The organism is Winslowiella arboricola (assembly GCF_025527015.1).
GTDB lineage: Bacteria > Pseudomonadota > Gammaproteobacteria > Enterobacterales > Enterobacteriaceae > Erwinia > Erwinia arboricola.
Map to the genome: position 1 here is coordinate 221,949 of NZ_JAODIM010000041.1, position 17,532 is coordinate 239,480.

General features: G+C 54.7%; 17 protein-coding genes. 8 read left to right on the forward strand and 9 right to left on the reverse strand.

All coding sequences use genetic code 11. The features are described 5' to 3' along the window. Positions 1 to 171 precede the first annotated feature (171 nt). The 4 genes from fhuF to N5923_RS12795 all read left to right on the forward strand — a co-directional run bounded on the left by fhuF (position 172) and on the right by N5923_RS12795 (position 3,595). Positions 172 to 966 carry a siderophore-iron reductase FhuF gene (gene fhuF, locus N5923_RS12780; protein ID WP_267141359.1) on the forward strand — a complete coding sequence of 265 codons (795 nt, stop codon included), beginning with the start codon at positions 172 to 174 and terminating at the stop codon, positions 964 to 966. A 101-nt stretch (positions 967 to 1,067) separates the two neighbouring features. After that, positions 1,068 to 1,535: a YbaK/EbsC family protein gene (locus tag N5923_RS12785; RefSeq protein WP_267141360.1), complete on the forward strand. Its 468-nt coding sequence runs from the start codon at positions 1,068 to 1,070 to the stop codon at positions 1,533 to 1,535. 128 nt (positions 1,536 to 1,663) lie between these two features. After that, complete coding sequence (locus N5923_RS12790; protein ID WP_267141361.1) at positions 1,664 to 2,092, forward strand: DUF2946 domain-containing protein; 429 nt, start codon at positions 1,664 to 1,666, stop codon at positions 2,090 to 2,092. Between the two features lie 75 nt (positions 2,093 to 2,167). Then, positions 2,168 to 3,595 (forward strand): PepSY-associated TM helix domain-containing protein, encoded by a 1,428-nt coding sequence (locus tag N5923_RS12795; protein ID WP_267141362.1) that lies wholly within the window; start codon positions 2,168 to 2,170, stop codon positions 3,593 to 3,595. A gap of 67 nt (positions 3,596 to 3,662) precedes the next feature. Here the strand turns inward: N5923_RS12795 and N5923_RS12800 are convergent, their stop codons facing one another. The 3 genes from N5923_RS12800 to N5923_RS12810 form a co-directional block, all read right to left on the reverse strand. Further along, the gene (locus N5923_RS12800; RefSeq protein WP_267141363.1) at positions 3,663 to 4,649 is read right to left on the reverse strand and encodes a nucleoside hydrolase; all 987 of its coding nucleotides are present in this window, start codon (positions 4,647 to 4,649) and stop codon (positions 3,663 to 3,665) included. A 12-nt stretch (positions 4,650 to 4,661) separates the two neighbouring features. Next, positions 4,662 to 5,696, reverse strand: a complete 1,035-nt coding sequence (locus N5923_RS12805) for a LacI family DNA-binding transcriptional regulator (protein ID WP_267141364.1) — start codon at positions 5,694 to 5,696, stop codon at positions 4,662 to 4,664. Positions 5,697 to 5,799: 103 nt separating this feature from the next. Next, positions 5,800 to 7,191 (reverse strand): MFS transporter, encoded by a 1,392-nt coding sequence (locus N5923_RS12810; RefSeq protein WP_267141365.1) that lies wholly within the window; start codon positions 7,189 to 7,191, stop codon positions 5,800 to 5,802. Between the two features lie 615 nt (positions 7,192 to 7,806). Here N5923_RS12810 and N5923_RS12815 point away from each other — a divergent pair. After that, on the forward strand, positions 7,807 to 8,361 hold the full coding sequence (locus N5923_RS12815) for a histidine phosphatase family protein (protein WP_267141366.1): 555 nt from the start codon (positions 7,807 to 7,809) through the stop codon (positions 8,359 to 8,361). Here N5923_RS12815 and N5923_RS12820 read toward each other — a convergent pair. Next, positions 8,354 to 9,247 (reverse strand): LysR family transcriptional regulator, encoded by an 894-nt coding sequence (locus tag N5923_RS12820; RefSeq protein ID WP_267141367.1) that lies wholly within the window; start codon positions 9,245 to 9,247, stop codon positions 8,354 to 8,356. The two genes, N5923_RS12815 and N5923_RS12820, sit on opposite strands and share 8 nt — an antisense overlap. A gap of 99 nt (positions 9,248 to 9,346) precedes the next feature. On the opposite strand from N5923_RS12820, the gene N5923_RS12825 reads away from it, so the two are divergent. Then, positions 9,347 to 10,168, forward strand: a complete 822-nt coding sequence (locus N5923_RS12825) for an SDR family oxidoreductase (protein WP_267141368.1) — start codon at positions 9,347 to 9,349, stop codon at positions 10,166 to 10,168. A 62-nt stretch (positions 10,169 to 10,230) separates the two neighbouring features. Here the strand turns inward: N5923_RS12825 and N5923_RS12830 are convergent, their stop codons facing one another. The 5 genes from N5923_RS12830 to N5923_RS12850 all read right to left on the reverse strand — a co-directional run bounded on the left by N5923_RS12830 (position 10,231) and on the right by N5923_RS12850 (position 14,503). Continuing rightward, positions 10,231 to 10,872 (reverse strand): CatB-related O-acetyltransferase, encoded by a 642-nt coding sequence (locus tag N5923_RS12830; RefSeq protein WP_267143037.1) that lies wholly within the window; start codon positions 10,870 to 10,872, stop codon positions 10,231 to 10,233. Between the two features lie 3 nt (positions 10,873 to 10,875). After that, positions 10,876 to 11,424 carry a GNAT family N-acetyltransferase gene (locus tag N5923_RS12835; protein ID WP_267143036.1) on the reverse strand — a complete coding sequence of 183 codons (549 nt, stop codon included), beginning with the start codon at positions 11,422 to 11,424 and terminating at the stop codon, positions 10,876 to 10,878. Positions 11,425 to 11,522: 98 nt separating this feature from the next. Further along, a complete protein-coding gene (locus N5923_RS12840) occupies positions 11,523 to 12,557 on the reverse strand; it encodes a tartrate dehydrogenase (RefSeq protein WP_267143035.1) in 1,035 nt (344 codons plus the stop codon). Between the two features lie 21 nt (positions 12,558 to 12,578). Further along, positions 12,579 to 13,529: a YncE family protein gene (locus tag N5923_RS12845; RefSeq protein WP_267143034.1), complete on the reverse strand. Its 951-nt coding sequence runs from the start codon at positions 13,527 to 13,529 to the stop codon at positions 12,579 to 12,581. Positions 13,530 to 13,576: 47 nt separating this feature from the next. Then, on the reverse strand, positions 13,577 to 14,503 hold the full coding sequence (locus N5923_RS12850) for a LysR family transcriptional regulator (RefSeq protein ID WP_267143033.1): 927 nt from the start codon (positions 14,501 to 14,503) through the stop codon (positions 13,577 to 13,579). A 117-nt stretch (positions 14,504 to 14,620) separates the two neighbouring features. Here N5923_RS12850 and N5923_RS12855 point away from each other — a divergent pair, with 117 nt between their 5' ends. Next, a complete protein-coding gene (locus tag N5923_RS12855) occupies positions 14,621 to 15,010 on the forward strand; it encodes a tautomerase family protein (RefSeq protein ID WP_267143032.1) in 390 nt (129 codons plus the stop codon). Positions 15,011 to 15,203: 193 nt separating this feature from the next. Then, positions 15,204 to 17,504 carry a phosphatidylglycerol--membrane-oligosaccharide glycerophosphotransferase gene (gene opgB / locus N5923_RS12860; protein WP_267143031.1) on the forward strand — a complete coding sequence of 767 codons (2,301 nt, stop codon included), beginning with the start codon at positions 15,204 to 15,206 and terminating at the stop codon, positions 17,502 to 17,504. Positions 17,505 to 17,532 lie beyond the last annotated feature (28 nt).

Here is a 17,532-nt window from a genome sequence, read left to right on the forward strand (position 1 = left end):
TTAATTATCAGGACTAATCACCGGCTTTAACCAGATAAAAACCAGGGGTAAATGAAGGTAAATAGAGCAATAATCGCGCTCTCCCGCCTTGCCTGCGCCTGATAACCTGGATAGAATTACGAACGATTATCATTTGTTTTCGTAACTTTGTTTCCTAAACCCAGGATGTCCATGGCAATCACTACGCGTCAGGCCGATGAGTATGCTTCACTGCCAGTGATCTTTTTGCAAAGTGGCAATGCGCTGGGCAACAGGCTGCATGCGCTGTTCAGCGCGGAGCGGGATTACTTCCTCGACAGCCTGAAGCTGGACCAAAGCGCGCCCGCGGCGGCGATGACGCTGGATCAGTGGTCGCAAAGTGACTGCTTCCATACCCTCTGTCAGCACTATGGCGATCACCTCTACTGCAATCACTCGCAGATGGCCCGTGAAGCGAAGCCGTTGCAGTCATTGTGGGCGCAGTGGTATTTCGGACTGATTGTTCCGCCGATGATGATGTCACTGCTGCTGGAACCCCGCGCGCTGGATTGTTCCCCGCACCATTTCCGCATTGAATTTCATGAAACTGGCCGCCCCGCCTGCTACTGGCTTGAGGTACATGAAGACAAAGACGCACGTTATCTCAACGCCCACCAGCGTATCGACCGCCTGATTCAGCGCCATCTGCAACCGGTGGTGGCGGCTATCGAACAGCATGGCGCGATAAATGCCAGACTGATCTGGAACAATACCGGCTATCTGATGCACTGGTTTCTTGGCAACCTGCAGCCATTAATCGATAAAGAGACCAGAGTCACTCTGGAACATGCGCTGTTTTTTAGCCGCGAATTGCTTGATGGTTCCGATAACCCACTGTACCGCACCATGATCCCGCGTGAAGGCGCGATGCAGCGCCGTAGCTGCTGCCAGCGTTATCGTGTGCCCGACGTCCAGCGTTGTGGTGATTGCACGTTAAAGTGCACCTGACTTCCCGACTGTTATTTACTGACACATTTTCCTTTCTCCAGCCGTTTACAGACCTCAGCCATTGTGGCAGCTTTATCAGCTGCTAAATTGTGGAGATAAGCATGAGCCTTGAGTCTGTGCGGCAGTTCTTTGCCGAGCGTGCCCCCGAAATTGATATCATAGAGCTGGCAGAGAGCACGGCAACCGTCGCCCTTGCGGCAAGAGCCCACCACGTCACGCCCGGCCAGATTGCCAAAACGCTGTCGCTGAAAGTCAAAGATCGGGTGATTTTGATTGTGACGCGTGGTGATGCACGTCTTGATAACCGCAAATTAAAACAGGCGCTGGGCGCCAAAGCCCGCATGCTAAGCACTGATGAAGTGGTCAACTGGACCGGCCATCCGGTTGGCGGCGTCTGCCCGTTTGGACTGGAAAATCCGTTGCAGGTCTATTGTGATGTGTCGCTGCAGGGATTCACGGAAGTGTTGCCTGCTGCCGGTGCGATTTACAGCGCAGTACGCATCTCGCCACAGCAGATGGCGGAGCTGACTGAAGCCAAATGGATCGATGTCTGCCAGCCACCGCAATAAGAACGTAACCGGGCGAGCCACTGCTCGCCCGGCCTGAAGCTGAGAAAAACTTATTCAAGGCAATCTTTTGCAACATCTGTGGCCGATTCGGCTACAATCCCCGCGTTGAAATTATCTGCAGGTTCCCGGTGTCACTGATTCGGATTTATACCTCGCGCAGCCGCCTGCCCGCATGGCTTGGCCTGTTTGCGATGCTGCTACTGTTTATTGCACCGGTGATCTCGAAGTCACTGGCGCAGGCGCGTGGCGGCGAAATGCCGATGATGATGTCGCACCATGGTGAGATGGCGATGGCCGATATGCCACATACGATGGCCTCTGCTGACCCTTCGATGTCCGCGCCACACCATCCGATGAGCATGATGGACGACAGCGCTTGTGGCTACTGCGTATTGCTGATCCATCTGCCGCTTAACCTGAGTAACCTGCCCGAACTCTGGACGCTGCTACAGGCTGCGGCGTTGCCGCAGCCTGAGCCGGAGCCGCTGTTTATCGCTATTTTTGTTCCCATTCATTATCGCTCACGCGCGCCGCCCTTTCCGACACTGAACCGCTGAAATCACTGGAATTATTAACCTGGCGCCAATGGCGTCAGGTATCTGCACCTGCCTGCTATGGGCAAAGGAACCTTTATGTCGGAAAAAATTATCCCGGCCGCGCCAGCCGCGCGCGCCGAAACAGGTCAAAACAGCCAGGCGTTGGTACATCTGTTGCGTCGCCTGCATTTCTATATCGGCCTGTTTATTGGACCTTTTATTTTTATCGCCGCCCTGACCGGCACCCTGTACGTGCTGACGCCACAGCTGGAAAACCATCTCTATGCGCAGCAGCTGTTTACCCCATCAACTGGCGAAGATCGCCCGCTGTCGCAGCAGGTGAGCCGCGCCATTGACTATCTGGGCAGCGATGCGCAAATTGTCGCAGTCAGACCTGCGCCTGCCTCAGGCGAGACCACCCGCGTGATGTTTCGTGATGCGCAGGCCGCTGCATCGGAAACCCATGCGGTATTTGTCGACCCGAAAACGCTGGCGATCCGTGGCGAACTGCGGGTGTATGGCACCAGCGGCGTGCTGCCGTTTCGTACCTGGCTCGACTATCTGCATCGCAATCTGCTGCTGGGCGATATTGGCCGCAACTATAGCGAGCTGGCCGCCAGCTGGCTATGGATCGCCGCGCTCGGTGGCGTCGCGCTATGGGCGTTCAGCCGCACGCCACGCCGCACAGCAAGCGCGCGCCGCCAGTCAAAGAGCGCGCGCTTTCTGCGCCAGCGCCACTGGCACACCACACTGGGGCTGGTACTGCTGCTCGGATTGGTATTTTTCTCCGCCACCGGTTTAACCTGGTCGAACTGGGCGGGTAATAATATCGCGCAGATGCGCGCCCACTTTGGCTGGTTGACGCCAGCGGTGAATACCACGCTCGGCGGCGGTCAGCCAATGATGCCAATGGATGAACATGCGGAACACCATGCCGGTCATATGGCGATGATGGCTCATCAGGCGGCCGCAACCACGGTCACGCCAGCGCAATTTGATGCGGTGCTGGCCAGTGCGCGCGAGGCAAATATTGATGCCGGTAAAGTTGAGATTCGTCCGGCGTACAGTGCTGATAAAGCCTGGGTGGTGTCCGAAATCGATCGCAGCTGGCCAACACAGGTCGATGCGGTGTCCATCAATCCACATAACTTTCAGCTGGTGGATAAAGTTGAGTTCGCCCAATTTGGTTTACTGGCAAAACTGACACGCTGGGGCGTGGATGCCCATATGGGGGTGTTGTTCGGCGTGGCGAATCAGCTGCTGCTGGCGCTGTTTGGTATCGGGCTGTGCGTAATGACGGTACTGGGCTATCGTATGTGGTGGCTGCGTCGTCCGGCGATTAAACAGCAGGCTAATCCGGCGGATACGCTGATTTACGGCTGGCGCAAGTTAAGTCTGAGTCTGCGTTTCTTGCTGGCGGTGATCGGCGTGGCGCTGGCTTTCAGTCTGCCGCTGATGGGCATTAGCCTGCTGCTGTTTTTGCTGATTGACGGGTTACGCTGGTATAAAAGCGCAAGAAGTTAACTTATATGGGCGGCGAGGGTTTGCACCTGCCGGACTCACGGTTTCACGCCGCCCCGATCCGTTTATTTTAAAATTCCGATGCCGCCAGCGCCTGTTCCAGCATGCTTAACAGCAGCTGGTTATCCACGCTTTGCAGCACATGCACCAGACCGCCTGCCGACTGCTCGATGCCCACCGTTACACGTAATGGATGACGATAACGCCACGATTTACCGCGCGTTGGTCCGGCATGCAGTTCAACATCCACCAGATAATCGCTGGCGGTGGCGACCCGTTGATTCAGCAACCAGGCAACCACCAGCGCATCATGGATCCAGCAACCGGGCAGATTGCGTGTTTTAATCGAGTAATCAATCCATGGGCGGAACGTTTCCGTCACAAAGCGCGCCAGTGGTTTATCGATCTTCGCAATGCGGTCGAGATCCTGATGGGTCATCAATGTCTGGGTGGTGACATCCATCGGCACCAGCGTAATCGCCGCGCCGCTGTTCAGCACCTGATGCGCCGCCTCCGGATCGAGACCAAAATTGGTATCTTTCAGATAGTCATCAAGGGCAAATACGCCGCCCATAATTGCTATTTCAGCCACCGACTCCGCCAGTTGCGGATAACGCTGCATCGCACGCGCCACGTTAGTCAGCGGACCAATCGCCACCAGCGTGATCTCCCCCGGATTGTCGCAAATCAGCTGGCCGATGGCATCGATCGCATCCTGCTGCGGCGCCACCTGCGGCAGTGGCTGACGCACGCCATGCCACAGATGCGCCAGCTTCAGCTGATGCACGCGCTGATCCAGCGCCTGTCGCCAGGGTTCAGCCGGTTCCCGCAGCGCCTGGCTTTCACCTTTATGCACCGGAATCGTCAGCCCTAAACGCGCCACCAGATCCTGCGCCACGCCATAGCCCACCTCCACTGGCGTGTTACCGGCGACAATCGTAATCAGCTCCAGCGAGATATCCGGCGAAGCCATCGCCAGCGCGAGAGCCAGACCATCATCAACATTTGCACCTGCGATGCCATTCCCCGGATCGCAATCAATAATTAAACGTTTCATTAGTTATTATCTTTATTTTCTGGCGCTTAGTGCTGGAGCCAGCGTACAGCCGCAGGATTCGCCTATTTCCAGCTGATGAGATACCTCACGCAGCATTGCCTCGCCATTCCATGCTTTCAGCATTTCAATGGCCGTTTTCGCCATCACCCGAATCGGCTGACGCACGGTCGTCAGCGCTGGCACCATAAACGCTGACTGATCGGTTCCGTTAAAGCACACCAGCGCTATCTGCTCTGGTACGCGAATATTGTGTTCCTGTAACGCACGAATACAGCCAATCGCCTGTCCTTCGTTACTGACAAACAGCGCGCGTGGCAGCGTGTCGCCCTGCAACATCTGCAATGTGGCTTCATAGCCACCTTCACGGGTATAGCGTGTCGGGAAAATCCACTGCTGATGAATCTCCAGACCGTGGCTCTCCATCGCGTCGCGCCAGCCGTTAATGCGGTCTTGTGCGTTAAGCATATCGTCCGGGCCGCGGATAATACCGACATCACGATAACCATGACTGAGTAAATGTTCCGTCACCAGGCGCGCAGCGGCGCGTTCATCGACCCGCAACATACTGACCTGCAGTGCCGGATCGACCCGGTCCAGCATCACTAATGGCGTGCCGCTGGCTTTGATCAGATCAATATAGGGATGGCGATCGACGCTGTAATAAAACAGGCCATCAACCTGACGATTTAACAGGTTGTGAATCAGTTCCAGCTCGCGACGACAATCATCACCGGCATCCCCCAGCAGAATCACCATCTCCTCATTCAGTGCTTCCTGAATCAGCGCATGCGCCATGGCGGCCACAAAAGGATTTGAGATATTCGGCACCACTAAGCCGTAACTTTTCGTGCTGCCCGACGCCAGTGCGCGGGCAATCGTGTTAGGGCGATAGCCGGTCTGCGTAATCGCCTCCAGCACCCGCTGACGCGTTGCTTCGGCCACCGGACGTGGGCCGTTATTGATGACATAACTCACAACCGCAACGGAAGTTCCGGCAATTCTGGCGACATCTGCGCGAGTCACGCGTTTTGGGTGCTGTTTGGCCAATACTTTACCTGCTGGTTGATACATAAAAGACAAAATGCCAGCCGGACAATGCCCGGCCAGCCTGATGGCAACTTACATCTGCGCTAACAATAAATCGCAGGTCTCAGATAGCATCCTCAGGGAGATTAAGGTCGCGACCGCGGGTTTCCGGCGCCACAAAGGTGGTCAGAAAACCGATAGTCGCCATCGCTGAGAAGTAAATCGCAATCGGCCACCAGTGACCGGTAAAGGAGAGCATCGCGGCGGCAATCAGCGGTGCGGTGCCGCCAGATAAAATCGAACCCAGCTCTTTGGCCACCGCCATTTTGGTATAGCGATGATGGACGCCAAACATCTCAACGCCCCATGCCGCCTGCACACCAAATATCCCCAATGAGGCTAATGCCATACCTGTAACAATAGTCGGGATCACGATCATTGGCTCGCGGCTGTCGAGCAACGTAAAGGCAGGCCAGGCGTAGATAATCAGTAACAGGCAGAAGCAACGATAGGTAATGCGGCGACCAAAACGATCCGACAGCCAGCCCGCCAGCGGAATAATCAGGAAACCGAGCAGTGAGGCGATAAACACCGCGGTGGTCGGCACCGATTTATCGACCATCAGCACTTTCGCCACATAACCGACGATAAAACCCTGCGCCAGATACGACGGGCCGTTCTCACCGATACGCAGACCGACCATAATCCAGAACGCTTTACTGCGCTGCCAGAAGCTACGGGTATCGGCGACCGGCGGATGGGTATTGAGCGTCTGAGCACGTTGCGCTTCGAGTTGCGCTTTTTTGCGCTCAAACACCGGTGTTTCACGCAAATTACGGCGGATCCACAGTGCAGTCAGCGCGATCAGCGAACTACAGAGGAACGGAATACGCCATCCCCAATCCTGCAGCTGCTGCTGATCCATCTGCACCACCAGCAGCCACACCAGCGATGCCAGTAAGGTGCCGCTGTTGGAACCGAGAGCAATCACCGACGAGACCAGTCCGCGTCGTTCAACCGGCGCATACTCGCCAAGCATCACCGTCCCGCCAGAAAGCTCCGCTCCGGCGCCAAAGCCCTGCGAAAAACGCAGAATCACCAGACATGCGGGCGCCCATACGCCGATTGAGGCATAGCTGGGAATCAGGCCAATCAGGGTGGTTGAAGCGCCCATCAGAATGATGGTGCTGATCATAACGACTTTGCGGCCTTTACGGTCGCCGAGCCAGCCAAAGAACAGTGCGCCAATCGGGCGGGCAATAAAGCCAACCGACCAGGTCGCAAAGCTGGAGAGTAATGCCATCGCGGGGGTGGCTTCGGGGAAGAAAATGTCGCCAAAGATAATACCGGCGGCAAGTCCGTAGAGGGCAAAATCGGCATATTCCATTGCGGTACCCAGCCAGCAGGAGAAGGTTGCGCGCCAGAAATCTTTGCGCCCTTCTTCAGTGGTGAGTCTTTCATCCGCAGCAGATTGCGTTGCTGCAATCGATTGCTCTACAGCTTGTTGTGAGGTCATTCAAAAAATTCCCTGATGTTAGGAGATCTTAAGAGCGCCCTTCCGTGGGTCATCGTTCCTCTTAACGAAGAGATAACTCCCCGGTAAAGACGCTCAGTTTCTGAGCCATGATGAAAGGTCAGTAAAGGGTTCCCTGGTGTCAGGATCTTTTAATTTGCTGCGCGTCTGTCGGTTTTAAATTAACCGATCGCTTAAGTAACGCGAAACAAACCGGACCATCACTTAGCAGACTGGACATCAAGCACCGTGAGTTATCACTACCCTTGCATTGTATCTACGCGCGTAGATAAAGCAAGCAAAGATCCTGTTAATTATTAGATTTGCTTCACAATCAGGTTGCCGTGAAAACATGAGATTGCGCAAAATCAGTAAGTTAAGCAGTATTTAACTCAAATGCAGGCAGTGATTTTTTTTTCCGCACTGCTGATGCTAATCTTTGGCGCTAAGGATGACGCTTTACCGGCGCTTCAACTGGCGGACTATTTCTCGCATTATCAGATGTCATTCAGATGACAGTACGGTAAAACAGGGGCGCAATCTGAAACTGCCTGAGGGATATATTAGCGTCAGGTGCAATCGGCTACCCTGAAGGGACTTCAAAACGGGCTGATAATTATGGCAATTATTTTAATGCGACACGGTAAACCCGATCACCAGTCGCCCGCACGCGTCTCGGCGCTGGCGATGGAGCAGTGGTGCGAACAGTATAACCTGTCGCTGGTCAGCGATTTACCGCCGGATCGCAGCCGGATGATCGCACGCCAGGCACATGTGATTGTCACCAGTACGCTGCCACGAGCACTCTCATCGCTGGAGAAGCTCGGCATGCAGGCTGACACCAGCGACGCGCTGTATAGCGAGGTCGAGCTGCCTATCCTGCCTTTTTCCGCTTTTCATCTGCCACCCGCTCTGTGGTTGTCATTCTGGCGGCTGCTGTGGTTTTGCGGCTATTCCGGTTCGGTGGAGTCCTTTAAATCGGCCAGCGCGCGGGCGAAACAGGCGGCGCAACAGCTGATCACGTTGTCAGAGCAGGGAACGGTGCTGCTGGTCGGGCATGGCATTATGAATAAGATGATTGCCCGCGAGCTGCGCAAACGCGGCTGGCAGGCGGAGAAACACGCCAGTAGCCGTCACTGGAGCACCGCAATCTATAACCGGCCCTTTATTTAAACTGGCGCAGCGTATCGATAAATGCGCGCAGTGCGGCGGGGATATGGCGATGGCCGGGGTAGTAAAGGCACATGCCCGGGATTTCCGGGCACCACTCCTCCAGCAGCAGATTCAGTTCGCCGCGTTGCAGATAAGGCTGCGCAACCGCATAAGGGACGTAAGCCACGCCCAATCCTTGCGCTGCCGCCTGTGCCATTAACTCAAGATGGTCCAGCATCAACGGTCCCTGCGGCGCGATAGTCAGCTCCTGGCCGCGTCGGGCAAACTCCCAGCGATATAACTTGCCGCTCGGCAGGCGAAAACGTACGCACTGATGATGGCGTAAATCATCCGGCACGATTAACGGGGTTTTATCCTGCAGATAGTGTGGCGCAGCAACCGCCACAAATTGCGCATTGCCGCCAAAAGGCACCGCAATCATATCCTGCGGCACATCTTCCGCCAGCCGCACACCGGCATCAAAATGCTCGCTGACAATATCGATCAGCCGCCCTTCGGTCACCAGATCGAGTGAAATATCCGGATAACGCGCTAAAAAGCGTGGAACAACATGATTAAGCAGATAACGTGCGGCAATCTCGCTGGCGTTAATGCGTAAATTACCGCGCGGATGTTGACGAAAATCCTCCACCACCGCTAAAGCGCTATCGAGATCGCGTAACGCCGGCTGCAGGCTGGCAAACAGCGCGTCACCGGCTTCGGTTGGCGACACGCTACGCGTGGTGCGATGCAGTAATCTCACACCCAGCTTCTCTTCCAGCGTGCGCATCATATGGCTGAGAGTAGATGGCGACATCCCCAGTTCATCCGCCGCTTTACGAAAACTGGCATGGGAGACAATCGCGGCGAATGCCGTGAGCGAGCTCAGATCGGGCTTCTGATTCATGTTTAATTTTCACTTCCGCATGCGAAATTAGACGGATAGTAGCATCAATTTGACTGGCTTAAAGTGATTAAACCTTCAACATCTTCTGAGGAAATGATTATGTCCAGAACATGGTTTATCACCGGCACCTCTTCCGGCTTTGGCCGCGAAATGACTGAAACCCTGCTGGCACGCGGCGATCGCGTGGCGGCCACCCTGCGTAATCCGGCACAACTCGACGGTCTGCAACAGCGCTATGGCAAGAGGTTATGGGTTGCGGCGCTGGATGTAACGGATACCGCGGCGGTACATGCGGTGATTAAGCGCGCCTTTAATGAACTGGGGCGAATTGATGTTATTGTCAGTAACGCCGGTTACGGCCTCGGCGGCGCGGCCGAAGAGCTAAGCGATGAGCAGATCGTGCAACAAATTAACACCAATGTGATTGGCTCGATTCAGGTGACGCGGGCCGTGCTGCCGCATCTGCGTCGCCAGGGCGGTGGCCGCATTCTGCAAATCTCTTCGATGGGCGGACAAATTGTCTTCCCCGGCCTGAGCCTTTATCACACCACCAAATGGGCGATTGAAGGATTTATTGAAGCGGTACGCGAGGAAGTGCGCGGCTTTAATATTGAATTTACCCTGATTGAACCGGGCACCGCAAACACCGGTTTCCGTGACCGCGGGCTGGTGATGGCAGAAGCGATGGCGGAATATGACGGCACCCCTGGGCATCTGCTGCATCAGCCTTTTCCATGGATCGGCGACGCGAAAAAGATGGTGCGTGAGATGATCGCCAGTGTCGATCGCTCGCCTGCCCCACATCGCCTGGCGCTGGGCAGCGACGCCTACAATCTGATCAAAGCGGCGCTGGAACAGCGGCTGGCCGATCTGGAAGCCGATAAAGCGATTACCCTGTCAACGGATCTGGATCAGGTATAGACCGCGGGCGGCGAGAACGCCGCCCCTACGCAGCTCACTTGCAGGGGCGGCGTTCTCGCCGCCTACGCCTTGGTGCGAATTAGCTCCAGCCCGGCAATATCCCCGGCCACAATCTGTGGCAGGCCGGCGCTGATTTTCTCTGCCGGCCAGTCCCACCAGCTCAAGGCTTCCAGTCGTGCAATATCCTCCGCTGGAAAGCGCATTTTAATCACCTGCGCCGGATTGCCACCCACGACGCTATAAGCAGGCACATCGCGCGTCACCACCGCGCGTGCAGAGATAATCGCTCCATTGCCGACTTTTATCCCGGGCATAATCAGCGCGTCATAACCAATCCAGACATCGTTGCCGATCACCGTATCGCCTTTAAACGGCAGTTCACCGGCGGACGGTATACTGGTTTCCCAGCCATGGCCAAAAATCCAGAACGGATAAGTCGAAATACCGGAAAGCTGATGGTTAGCACCGTTCATAATAAATTTTACGCCGCGAGCCAGCGCGCAAAACTTGCCTATAACCAGCTTGTCGCCAATAAAGGGAAACAGGTACAGCACATTACGCTCGAAGTTTTCCACACCATCGGGATCATCGTAATAACTGTAATCACCAATGATAATTTGCGGATTATTCACCACATTTTTCAGAAAGCAGAGCTGAGGAAAACCTGCCAGAGGAAAAGGGGTATCAGGTGTTGGTCCCTGCATCACTCACTCCTGTTGTTTATCCAGCAACAAACCAAATAGCAGCGAATCAGAGGTGACTCCCTCCACGCACCAGCGCTCTCTCATCATCCCTTCCTGCTGAAAGCCCAGCCGTTGCAGCATCCGCACGGAAGCCAGATTGTGTGGGTTAACATCCGCCTCCAGCCGACGCAGCGACATCTGTTGCTGCAAAAAGGCGAAAAAATGCTGCAGCGCTTCGGTCATATAACCGCGCCCCTGCGCTTCGCTGGCGAGGCAATAGCCGATGGCACCGCGCTGCGATCCCTGATGATGATGAAAGAAAATGCACATACCTATGCACTGATTATCCGGTTTGGCGGTGATCGCCAGCTTCAGATACTCGCCGCTGGCCATTGCCTCCATATCAGCGACAATTCCCTGTTCAGCCTGCGAGATCTGCCGCCAGACCTTGTGTCCCCAATATTTCATCACCTGCGGATCGCGCATAATGGCGAACCAGCTGGCGCTGTCGTCGCGGGTAAGGGGGCGTAAAATCAGGCGTGGGGTATCAATAACAACCGTGGTGTAATTCATTATATGCTCCTTGCGATGGTTGTCAGCAATTTAACCATAGTTGTCGCCAGCGTGCGATTAAGAGGATCAGTCACGTCGCAGCCGCCTGGCCGTCATCATTAAATTAAGCGCAATACCGCATCGGTAATTGCCGCGGTACTCTGTGTCTGGTTTAACGGAATTTCCGCCGTTACCTGTTCCAGCGCCTGCATAATCCCCTGCGCCGCCTGTTTTTCGCCAAGATGATCCAGCATCAATGCGCCTGACCAGATGGACGCAATCGGGTTAGCGATATTTTGCCCGGCAATATCCGGCGCTGAGCCGTGTACCGGTTCAAACATCGATGGCACAGCCGGATCGGGATTAAGGTTGGCCGATGCGGCATATCCCAGTCCACCCTGAATCGCCGCGCCGAGATCGGTGAGGATATCGCCAAACAGATTAGAGGCGACCACCACATCCAGCGACTCAGGCTGCATCACAAAACGCGCGGCAATGGCGTCGATATGGTAGCGCGTCACCTTGACATCGGGATACTCACTGGCAATTTCGTCGGTAATCTCATCCCACATCACCATGGTGTATTTCTGGGCATTGGATTTGGTCACCGATGCCAGACGTCCGCTGCGCTGACGCGCGGCTTCAAAGCCATAACGCAGAATGCGCCCGACGCCGTGACGGGTGAAAATCGAAGTTTCGACCGCCACTTCCTGCGGCGTGCCTTGATGGAGTCGACCACCCGCGCCGCTGTATTCCCCTTCGGTGTTTTCGCGGATGCAGAGAATATCGAAGTTCTCCTCGCGCAGCGGGCCGCGCACGCCCGGTAACAGACGATGCGGACGCACATTGGCAAACAGATCGAACTGCTTACGAATCGGCAGCAGCAGACCATGCAGCGATACATTATCCGGTACACGCTGCGGCCAGCCGACCGCGCCCAGCAGAATGGCATTAAACTGACGCAGTGTGGCGATGCCATCTTGCGGCATCATCTCGCCATGTTCGAGATAGTAATCACAGGACCAGGGAAACCATTCACCCTGCAAGCTGAAGTGATGCTTTGCCGCGCTCAGCTCCAGCACCTGCCAGGCTGCTTTGATCACATCGACGCCAATGCCGTCGCCCGGGATTACCGCCACTTTATAGTTGTTCATTGACTCCCTCTCAAACAGTTATCAGCTCAGGGTAAAATAACTTAGCACTTCGCAACCGCGTCCGACCGATGGCGTGGCAATTACTTTGCCGGTGGCGATATCGATCACGCTTAGCGTGCCATCATCTTCATTGGCAATCAGCAGGGTGCGATTGTCCGGGCTAAAGCAGCCATCCATCGGTTTGTTGCCGACATGAATCTGCTTCAGCGGCGTCAGCATGCCATCGAACAGGGTGATAATCGGTTCACCGTCACCAATCACCACCAGCAGTCCACCATCTTCGCTAAAGCGGGCAACTTGCGCTGCTTTTTTATGCCCTGGCAGCGGCAGATGATGCCGAATACGGTGACTCTCCGCATCGAGAACATACAGCAGTGGCCGTTCAGCATCTGTAGCCACCAGATACGGGTAGCGCGATGAGGCGGCAATACCGTTGATCGCCCGCGGCATCAAAATATTCTCCACCACTTCGCCATGGGCGGAGCAGAGATCGATCACTGTAATAGTGGCATCTTCTTCGTTTTCAGTGAATAACTTACGCCCCGACGGCAAAATGGTCAGGCGATGGCTGTTATGTGAAGGCAGCGCGATCTGATCAACCGGCTGGTCTGTATCCGGGTCGATCACCAGGATTGTGGCGCTGTTTTCGCAGCAGATATAGACGCGCCCGTCTCTGCCAAGACGCGCGGTATGCGGTGAAACCAGCGGGCGAATATCGATAAAGTGACTGAGCTGGCGTTTAACCAGATCGATAACCGCGATTTTATGGCCGGGATGGGGATTATCGCCATGGATGCCATCACCGAAGATCGGCACATAAGCTTTATTGTGCTGCGGCAGGATCAACAACTCATGCGGGCGGGGCGGAAAGGCGTTAAGTTGCTGCTCGACGGCAAAGGTTTGCGGATTAAGAAACAGCACGTTGCTGCCCTGTTTATCAACTGCGATCAGACCGGATTGCGCTTTTGTCATGTTGTTCTCCTTGCTGACAAGTGAGAAGTCACTGCTTTAAGCGTAGTTCATTGGTTCTGACGAAAAGCGGCGCGCAGCCAGTGGGTAAATTCGGTGACTGCGCGCGGCACCTGCGCGGTGTAAGGGCGCACAATCCACAGCTTATCGGCAAACGCGCCCACCGCCTGCCACTGCGGCAGGATCACCTGCAGAGTGCCGTTATCCAGCGCCGCCTGCGCGCTAAAATCCGGCAGCATGGCGATACCCAGCCCATCCAGCGCCGCATCGCGGATCGATTCGCTGTTGTTAGTCGCAAAAGGGCCGCTGACGCTGACCGTCACCTGCTCGCTGGCCGACGCGCTGTGGGCAAAGATCCAGCGTGGCAGCTCAACGCCGCGCGGATAGTAGAGACACTGATGCTGATGCAGCTGTTGCGGCGTCTGTGGTTTGCCATGCGCAGCGATATAGCCCGGCGAGGCCACCAGCAGCGCGCGCGTATCGCACAGCGGCAGCGCCACATGGGTTTCCGGCAGCGAATTACTGTGGCGGATCGCCAGATCAAAGCCCTCGCTGGCCAGCGAGACCAGCCGATCGGAGACTTCCAGCTGCACCCTCACCTGCGGGTGCTGGCGCAGAAAACTGCTGATATGTGGCACCAGCTGCTGGCGGGCAAAGGCCACCGGCGCGGTCACCCGCACCAGCCCGCGCAACGGGCCGCTGGAGTCACGCACGCTATAAAAACTTTGCGCAATCTGCGAAAACGGCTCACGCAGATCGTCCACCAGCTTTTCACCGGCGCTGGTCAGTCGCACGCTGCGTGTGGTGCGTTGCACCAGCGCCACACCGGCCATCTCTTCCAGCTGTTTTATTTTCTGGCTCATCGCCGCTTTACTGACTTCCAGCCGCTCTGCCGCACGGGTAAAACTGCCCTGCTCCGCCAGCACCGTCAGCCAGTGCAGATGCATCCATAACGCTTCAGTTTTCAGTTCTTTCATCAGGATTGTTCAAAATAGTAAATAATCAATTCAAGTATAGCGCTTTTTCTTTGCTGCCAGCAGGTTCAGGATAATCCCTGTCAGATTATCCTTTCAGCAATGTCATCAGGAGCTTCTATGCCGTTATTACAGTTCGACGTTATCCAGGGCCGTTCAGAATCTGAACTGCAAACGCTGCTCGATGCTGCGCACCGTGCAGTACTGACCGCCTTTGAAGTACCGCAACGCGATCGCTATCAGATTGTTCACGAAAATAAAAGATATCAGATGGTATTTGAAGATACCGGCCTGGGGCTGCAGCGCACCGACAACCTGGTGATGGTGCGGGTATTTACCAGTCCACGCAGCGACGAGCAGAAGCAACTGTTTATGGCGGAGCTGGCGCGCGAGTTTAAACAGAGCTGCGGTATTGCCGGCAGTGATCTGATGATCGCGTTTATCACCAATGGCAAAGGCGACTGGAGCTTTGGCAACGGCGTTGCCCAGTATATGACCGGCGAGTTATAAGCTTTTCCCTCCACGGGTCAGCCTCTTCTCTCTGCTGGCCCGCTGCTTTTTTAGCCCAATTCTGATTCAGCCCGCATTTCTGTCAGTGTCAGTTGCCTGCCCGCAGCTGCCGCGCTAAATTGGACTGTGGTATCGCTGCCATGTCGGGAGGGTAAGCGCAAGGGAAAGTGCTTAATGATAAAGAGAGGAATTGATGTCGTCTGAACTGCTTTCAGTTGTTTTATTTTTGGTTGCTATTGTAGTTTATGCGACAAAAGCCGGGCGTAATAAATTTTGGTTCAGCGTTATTTTAATTATCTCAGGCGCATTTGTGGTGCTGAATGCCACGCTGTTTGCCAGTAACTATTTTACCGGCGATGGGATTAACGATGCGGTCATCTATACCTTAACCAACAGCATGGAAGGCGCAGGGATCAGTAAATATGTCCTGCCCGCCATTGGTCTGATTCTGGCTCTGTTTCTTATTTTTTGCCTGCTGTCGTGGATATTACTGCGCCGTAAAGAGCATCCACACCATATCGGCTATAGTCTGATGGCAGTGGTGCTGGCGCTGGCCTCGATCAAAACCACGCCCGCGTTTCAGCAGGTGTTTGAGCTGGTGCGCTCCCAGACGCGACAGGGTGATTCAGATTTCGCCGCCCACTATAAAGTGCCGCATAAAACCATGACCGGCAGTAAGCCTAACCTGGTCTATATCTATGCGGAAAGTCTTGAACGCACTTACTTTGATGAACAGGCTTTTCCCGGGCTGACGGCGGAATTAAGCGCGGTCAAAGATAATGCAATTGATTTTAGTCAGACGGAACAACTGCCCGGTACCGAATATACCATTGCCGGCATGGTCGCTTCCCAGTGCGGCATCCCGTTATTTGCGCCGTTTAGTGGCAATGCCTCCGCGGCGCTGTCGAGCTTCTATCCGGAAAATATCTGTCTTGGCGATATTCTGAAAGCCTCCGGCTACGACAACTATTTTATGCAGGGTGCCGATCTGCGCTTTGCCGGTAAAGATCTGTTTCTGAAATCCCACGGCTTCGACAGCAAAAATATGTATGGTTTGCAGGAGCTGGAACATCTGGTCGATGATGCTAAATACCGTAATAACTGGGGTTATTACGACGATACGGTGCTGGATGAGGTGTGGCAGAAATTTACCCAACTGTCGCAACAGAAAAAACCTTTTGCGCTTTTTACCCTGACGGTGGATACCCACCATCCTGACGGCTTTATCTCGCGCAGCTGCCAGCGTAAAAGCTACAGTATGGAAGGCAAAGCCAATCAATCATTTAGCGCGGTAACCTGTAGCCAGGAGCATATTGCCCGACTGATTGAGCGCATTAAAGCCTCGCCTTACTTTAAAAATACCGTGATTGTGGTCTCCAGCGACCATCTGGCAATGAACAATACCGCTTATAAATATCTCACTAAACAAGATCGCAAAAACCTGTTCTTTATTGTGCGCGGCGATCAACCGGATAGCGCGCTGATCCCGGTAAAACGCAGCCCGCTGGATAATGGCGCGACGGTACTGGATATTTTAGGCGGCGATAACTATATCGGTCTCGGACGTAGCAGCCTGTCCGGCATGTCGCTCTCCTCCTCTTTCCTCAATATGAAAGAAAAAATTAGTGAGTGGAAACCAGATATTGTAAAGCTGTGGAATTTCCCGAAAACCATAACCAGCTATGTTATCGATCAGAAAAACGGCGACTTTAGCTTTTCCGGCGCTAACTTTAAATTGCCACTGCTGCTGCGCATCACCGACGGAAAAGTCGAACCGCTGCCGGAAGGTGAATACTCCGCGCCACTGCGCTATCAGCTGGCCGATTTTACCGCTGATGATAAATTTATCTGGGTGGATAAATGCTTCAAGATGGCGCGCATGTGGGCGCACGATTTAGCGCTGTCTAATCAGTTGTGTCTCTCCAGCGGACAGCTTAATAGCCAGCCCGAAGTGATGCTGATTAAAGAGGATATCTATAAAGGCAAGGTGAACTTTAAAGCGGTAAAAGGCGACGATAAGCAGTTCACGCAGAATATCGCCCGGCTGAAAATTCTTGATAACGATATTCGCTATCAGGCCGACAGCTTTATTTTTAATCTGCCCGGCGCGCCGCAAGCGGTAAAACAGTTTAGCGGTATTTCACGCCCGGAAGAGTGGGGACGCTGGTCGAATGCCAATCTGGCCGCAGAAGTGAAAATAGAGTACAGCGAGCCGCTGCCGGAAAGCTTTGATCTGGTGATTACCGCGCGGGCTATCGGCCCAAATATTCACCGACCTATACCGATTAGCGTCGGCGAGGATAAGCAGCAGCTCAATCTGGGCGAGCAGGACACCACCACCACCCTGCACTTCCGCAATCCGGCTAAAGTGGACACACTGGTGATTGTGCCGCCGGAGCCGCTGTTATCCAATGAAGGTAATATCACCGGCCACGATCCGCGTCGGCTGGGGATTGGTATGGTGGATATTAAGATTGTGCCAACGGTGCAGTAGTGGGTTAAGGGCTGGCGGCGCAGGAGCT

Coding starts and splice junctions, on each gene's coding strand:
- N5923_RS12820 (WP_267141367.1), bottom strand. CDS start 9,247: ATGAATCAGAAGCCCGATCTGAGCTCGCTCACGGCATTCGCCGCGATT.
- N5923_RS12850 (WP_267143033.1), bottom strand. CDS start 14,503: ATGAAAGAACTGAAAACTGAAGCGTTATGGATGCATCTGCACTGGCTG.
- N5923_RS12840 (WP_267143035.1), bottom strand. CDS start 12,557: ATGAACAACTATAAAGTGGCGGTAATCCCGGGCGACGGCATTGGCGTC.
- N5923_RS12785 (WP_267141360.1), top strand. CDS start 1,068: ATGAGCCTTGAGTCTGTGCGGCAGTTCTTTGCCGAGCGTGCCCCCGAA.
- N5923_RS12855 (WP_267143032.1), top strand. CDS start 14,621: ATGCCGTTATTACAGTTCGACGTTATCCAGGGCCGTTCAGAATCTGAA.
- N5923_RS12810 (WP_267141365.1), bottom strand. CDS start 7,191: ATGACCTCACAACAAGCTGTAGAGCAATCGATTGCAGCAACGCAATCT.
- N5923_RS12795 (WP_267141362.1), top strand. CDS start 2,168: ATGTCGGAAAAAATTATCCCGGCCGCGCCAGCCGCGCGCGCCGAAACA.
- N5923_RS12825 (WP_267141368.1), top strand. CDS start 9,347: ATGTCCAGAACATGGTTTATCACCGGCACCTCTTCCGGCTTTGGCCGC.
- opgB (WP_267143031.1), top strand. CDS start 15,204: ATGTCGTCTGAACTGCTTTCAGTTGTTTTATTTTTGGTTGCTATTGTA.
- N5923_RS12830 (WP_267143037.1), bottom strand. CDS start 10,872: ATGCAGGGACCAACACCTGATACCCCTTTTCCTCTGGCAGGTTTTCCT.
- fhuF (WP_267141359.1), top strand. CDS start 172: ATGGCAATCACTACGCGTCAGGCCGATGAGTATGCTTCACTGCCAGTG.
- N5923_RS12845 (WP_267143034.1), bottom strand. CDS start 13,529: ATGACAAAAGCGCAATCCGGTCTGATCGCAGTTGATAAACAGGGCAGC.
- N5923_RS12835 (WP_267143036.1), bottom strand. CDS start 11,424: ATGAATTACACCACGGTTGTTATTGATACCCCACGCCTGATTTTACGC.
- N5923_RS12815 (WP_267141366.1), top strand. CDS start 7,807: ATGGCAATTATTTTAATGCGACACGGTAAACCCGATCACCAGTCGCCC.
- N5923_RS12800 (WP_267141363.1), bottom strand. CDS start 4,649: ATGAAACGTTTAATTATTGATTGCGATCCGGGGAATGGCATCGCAGGT.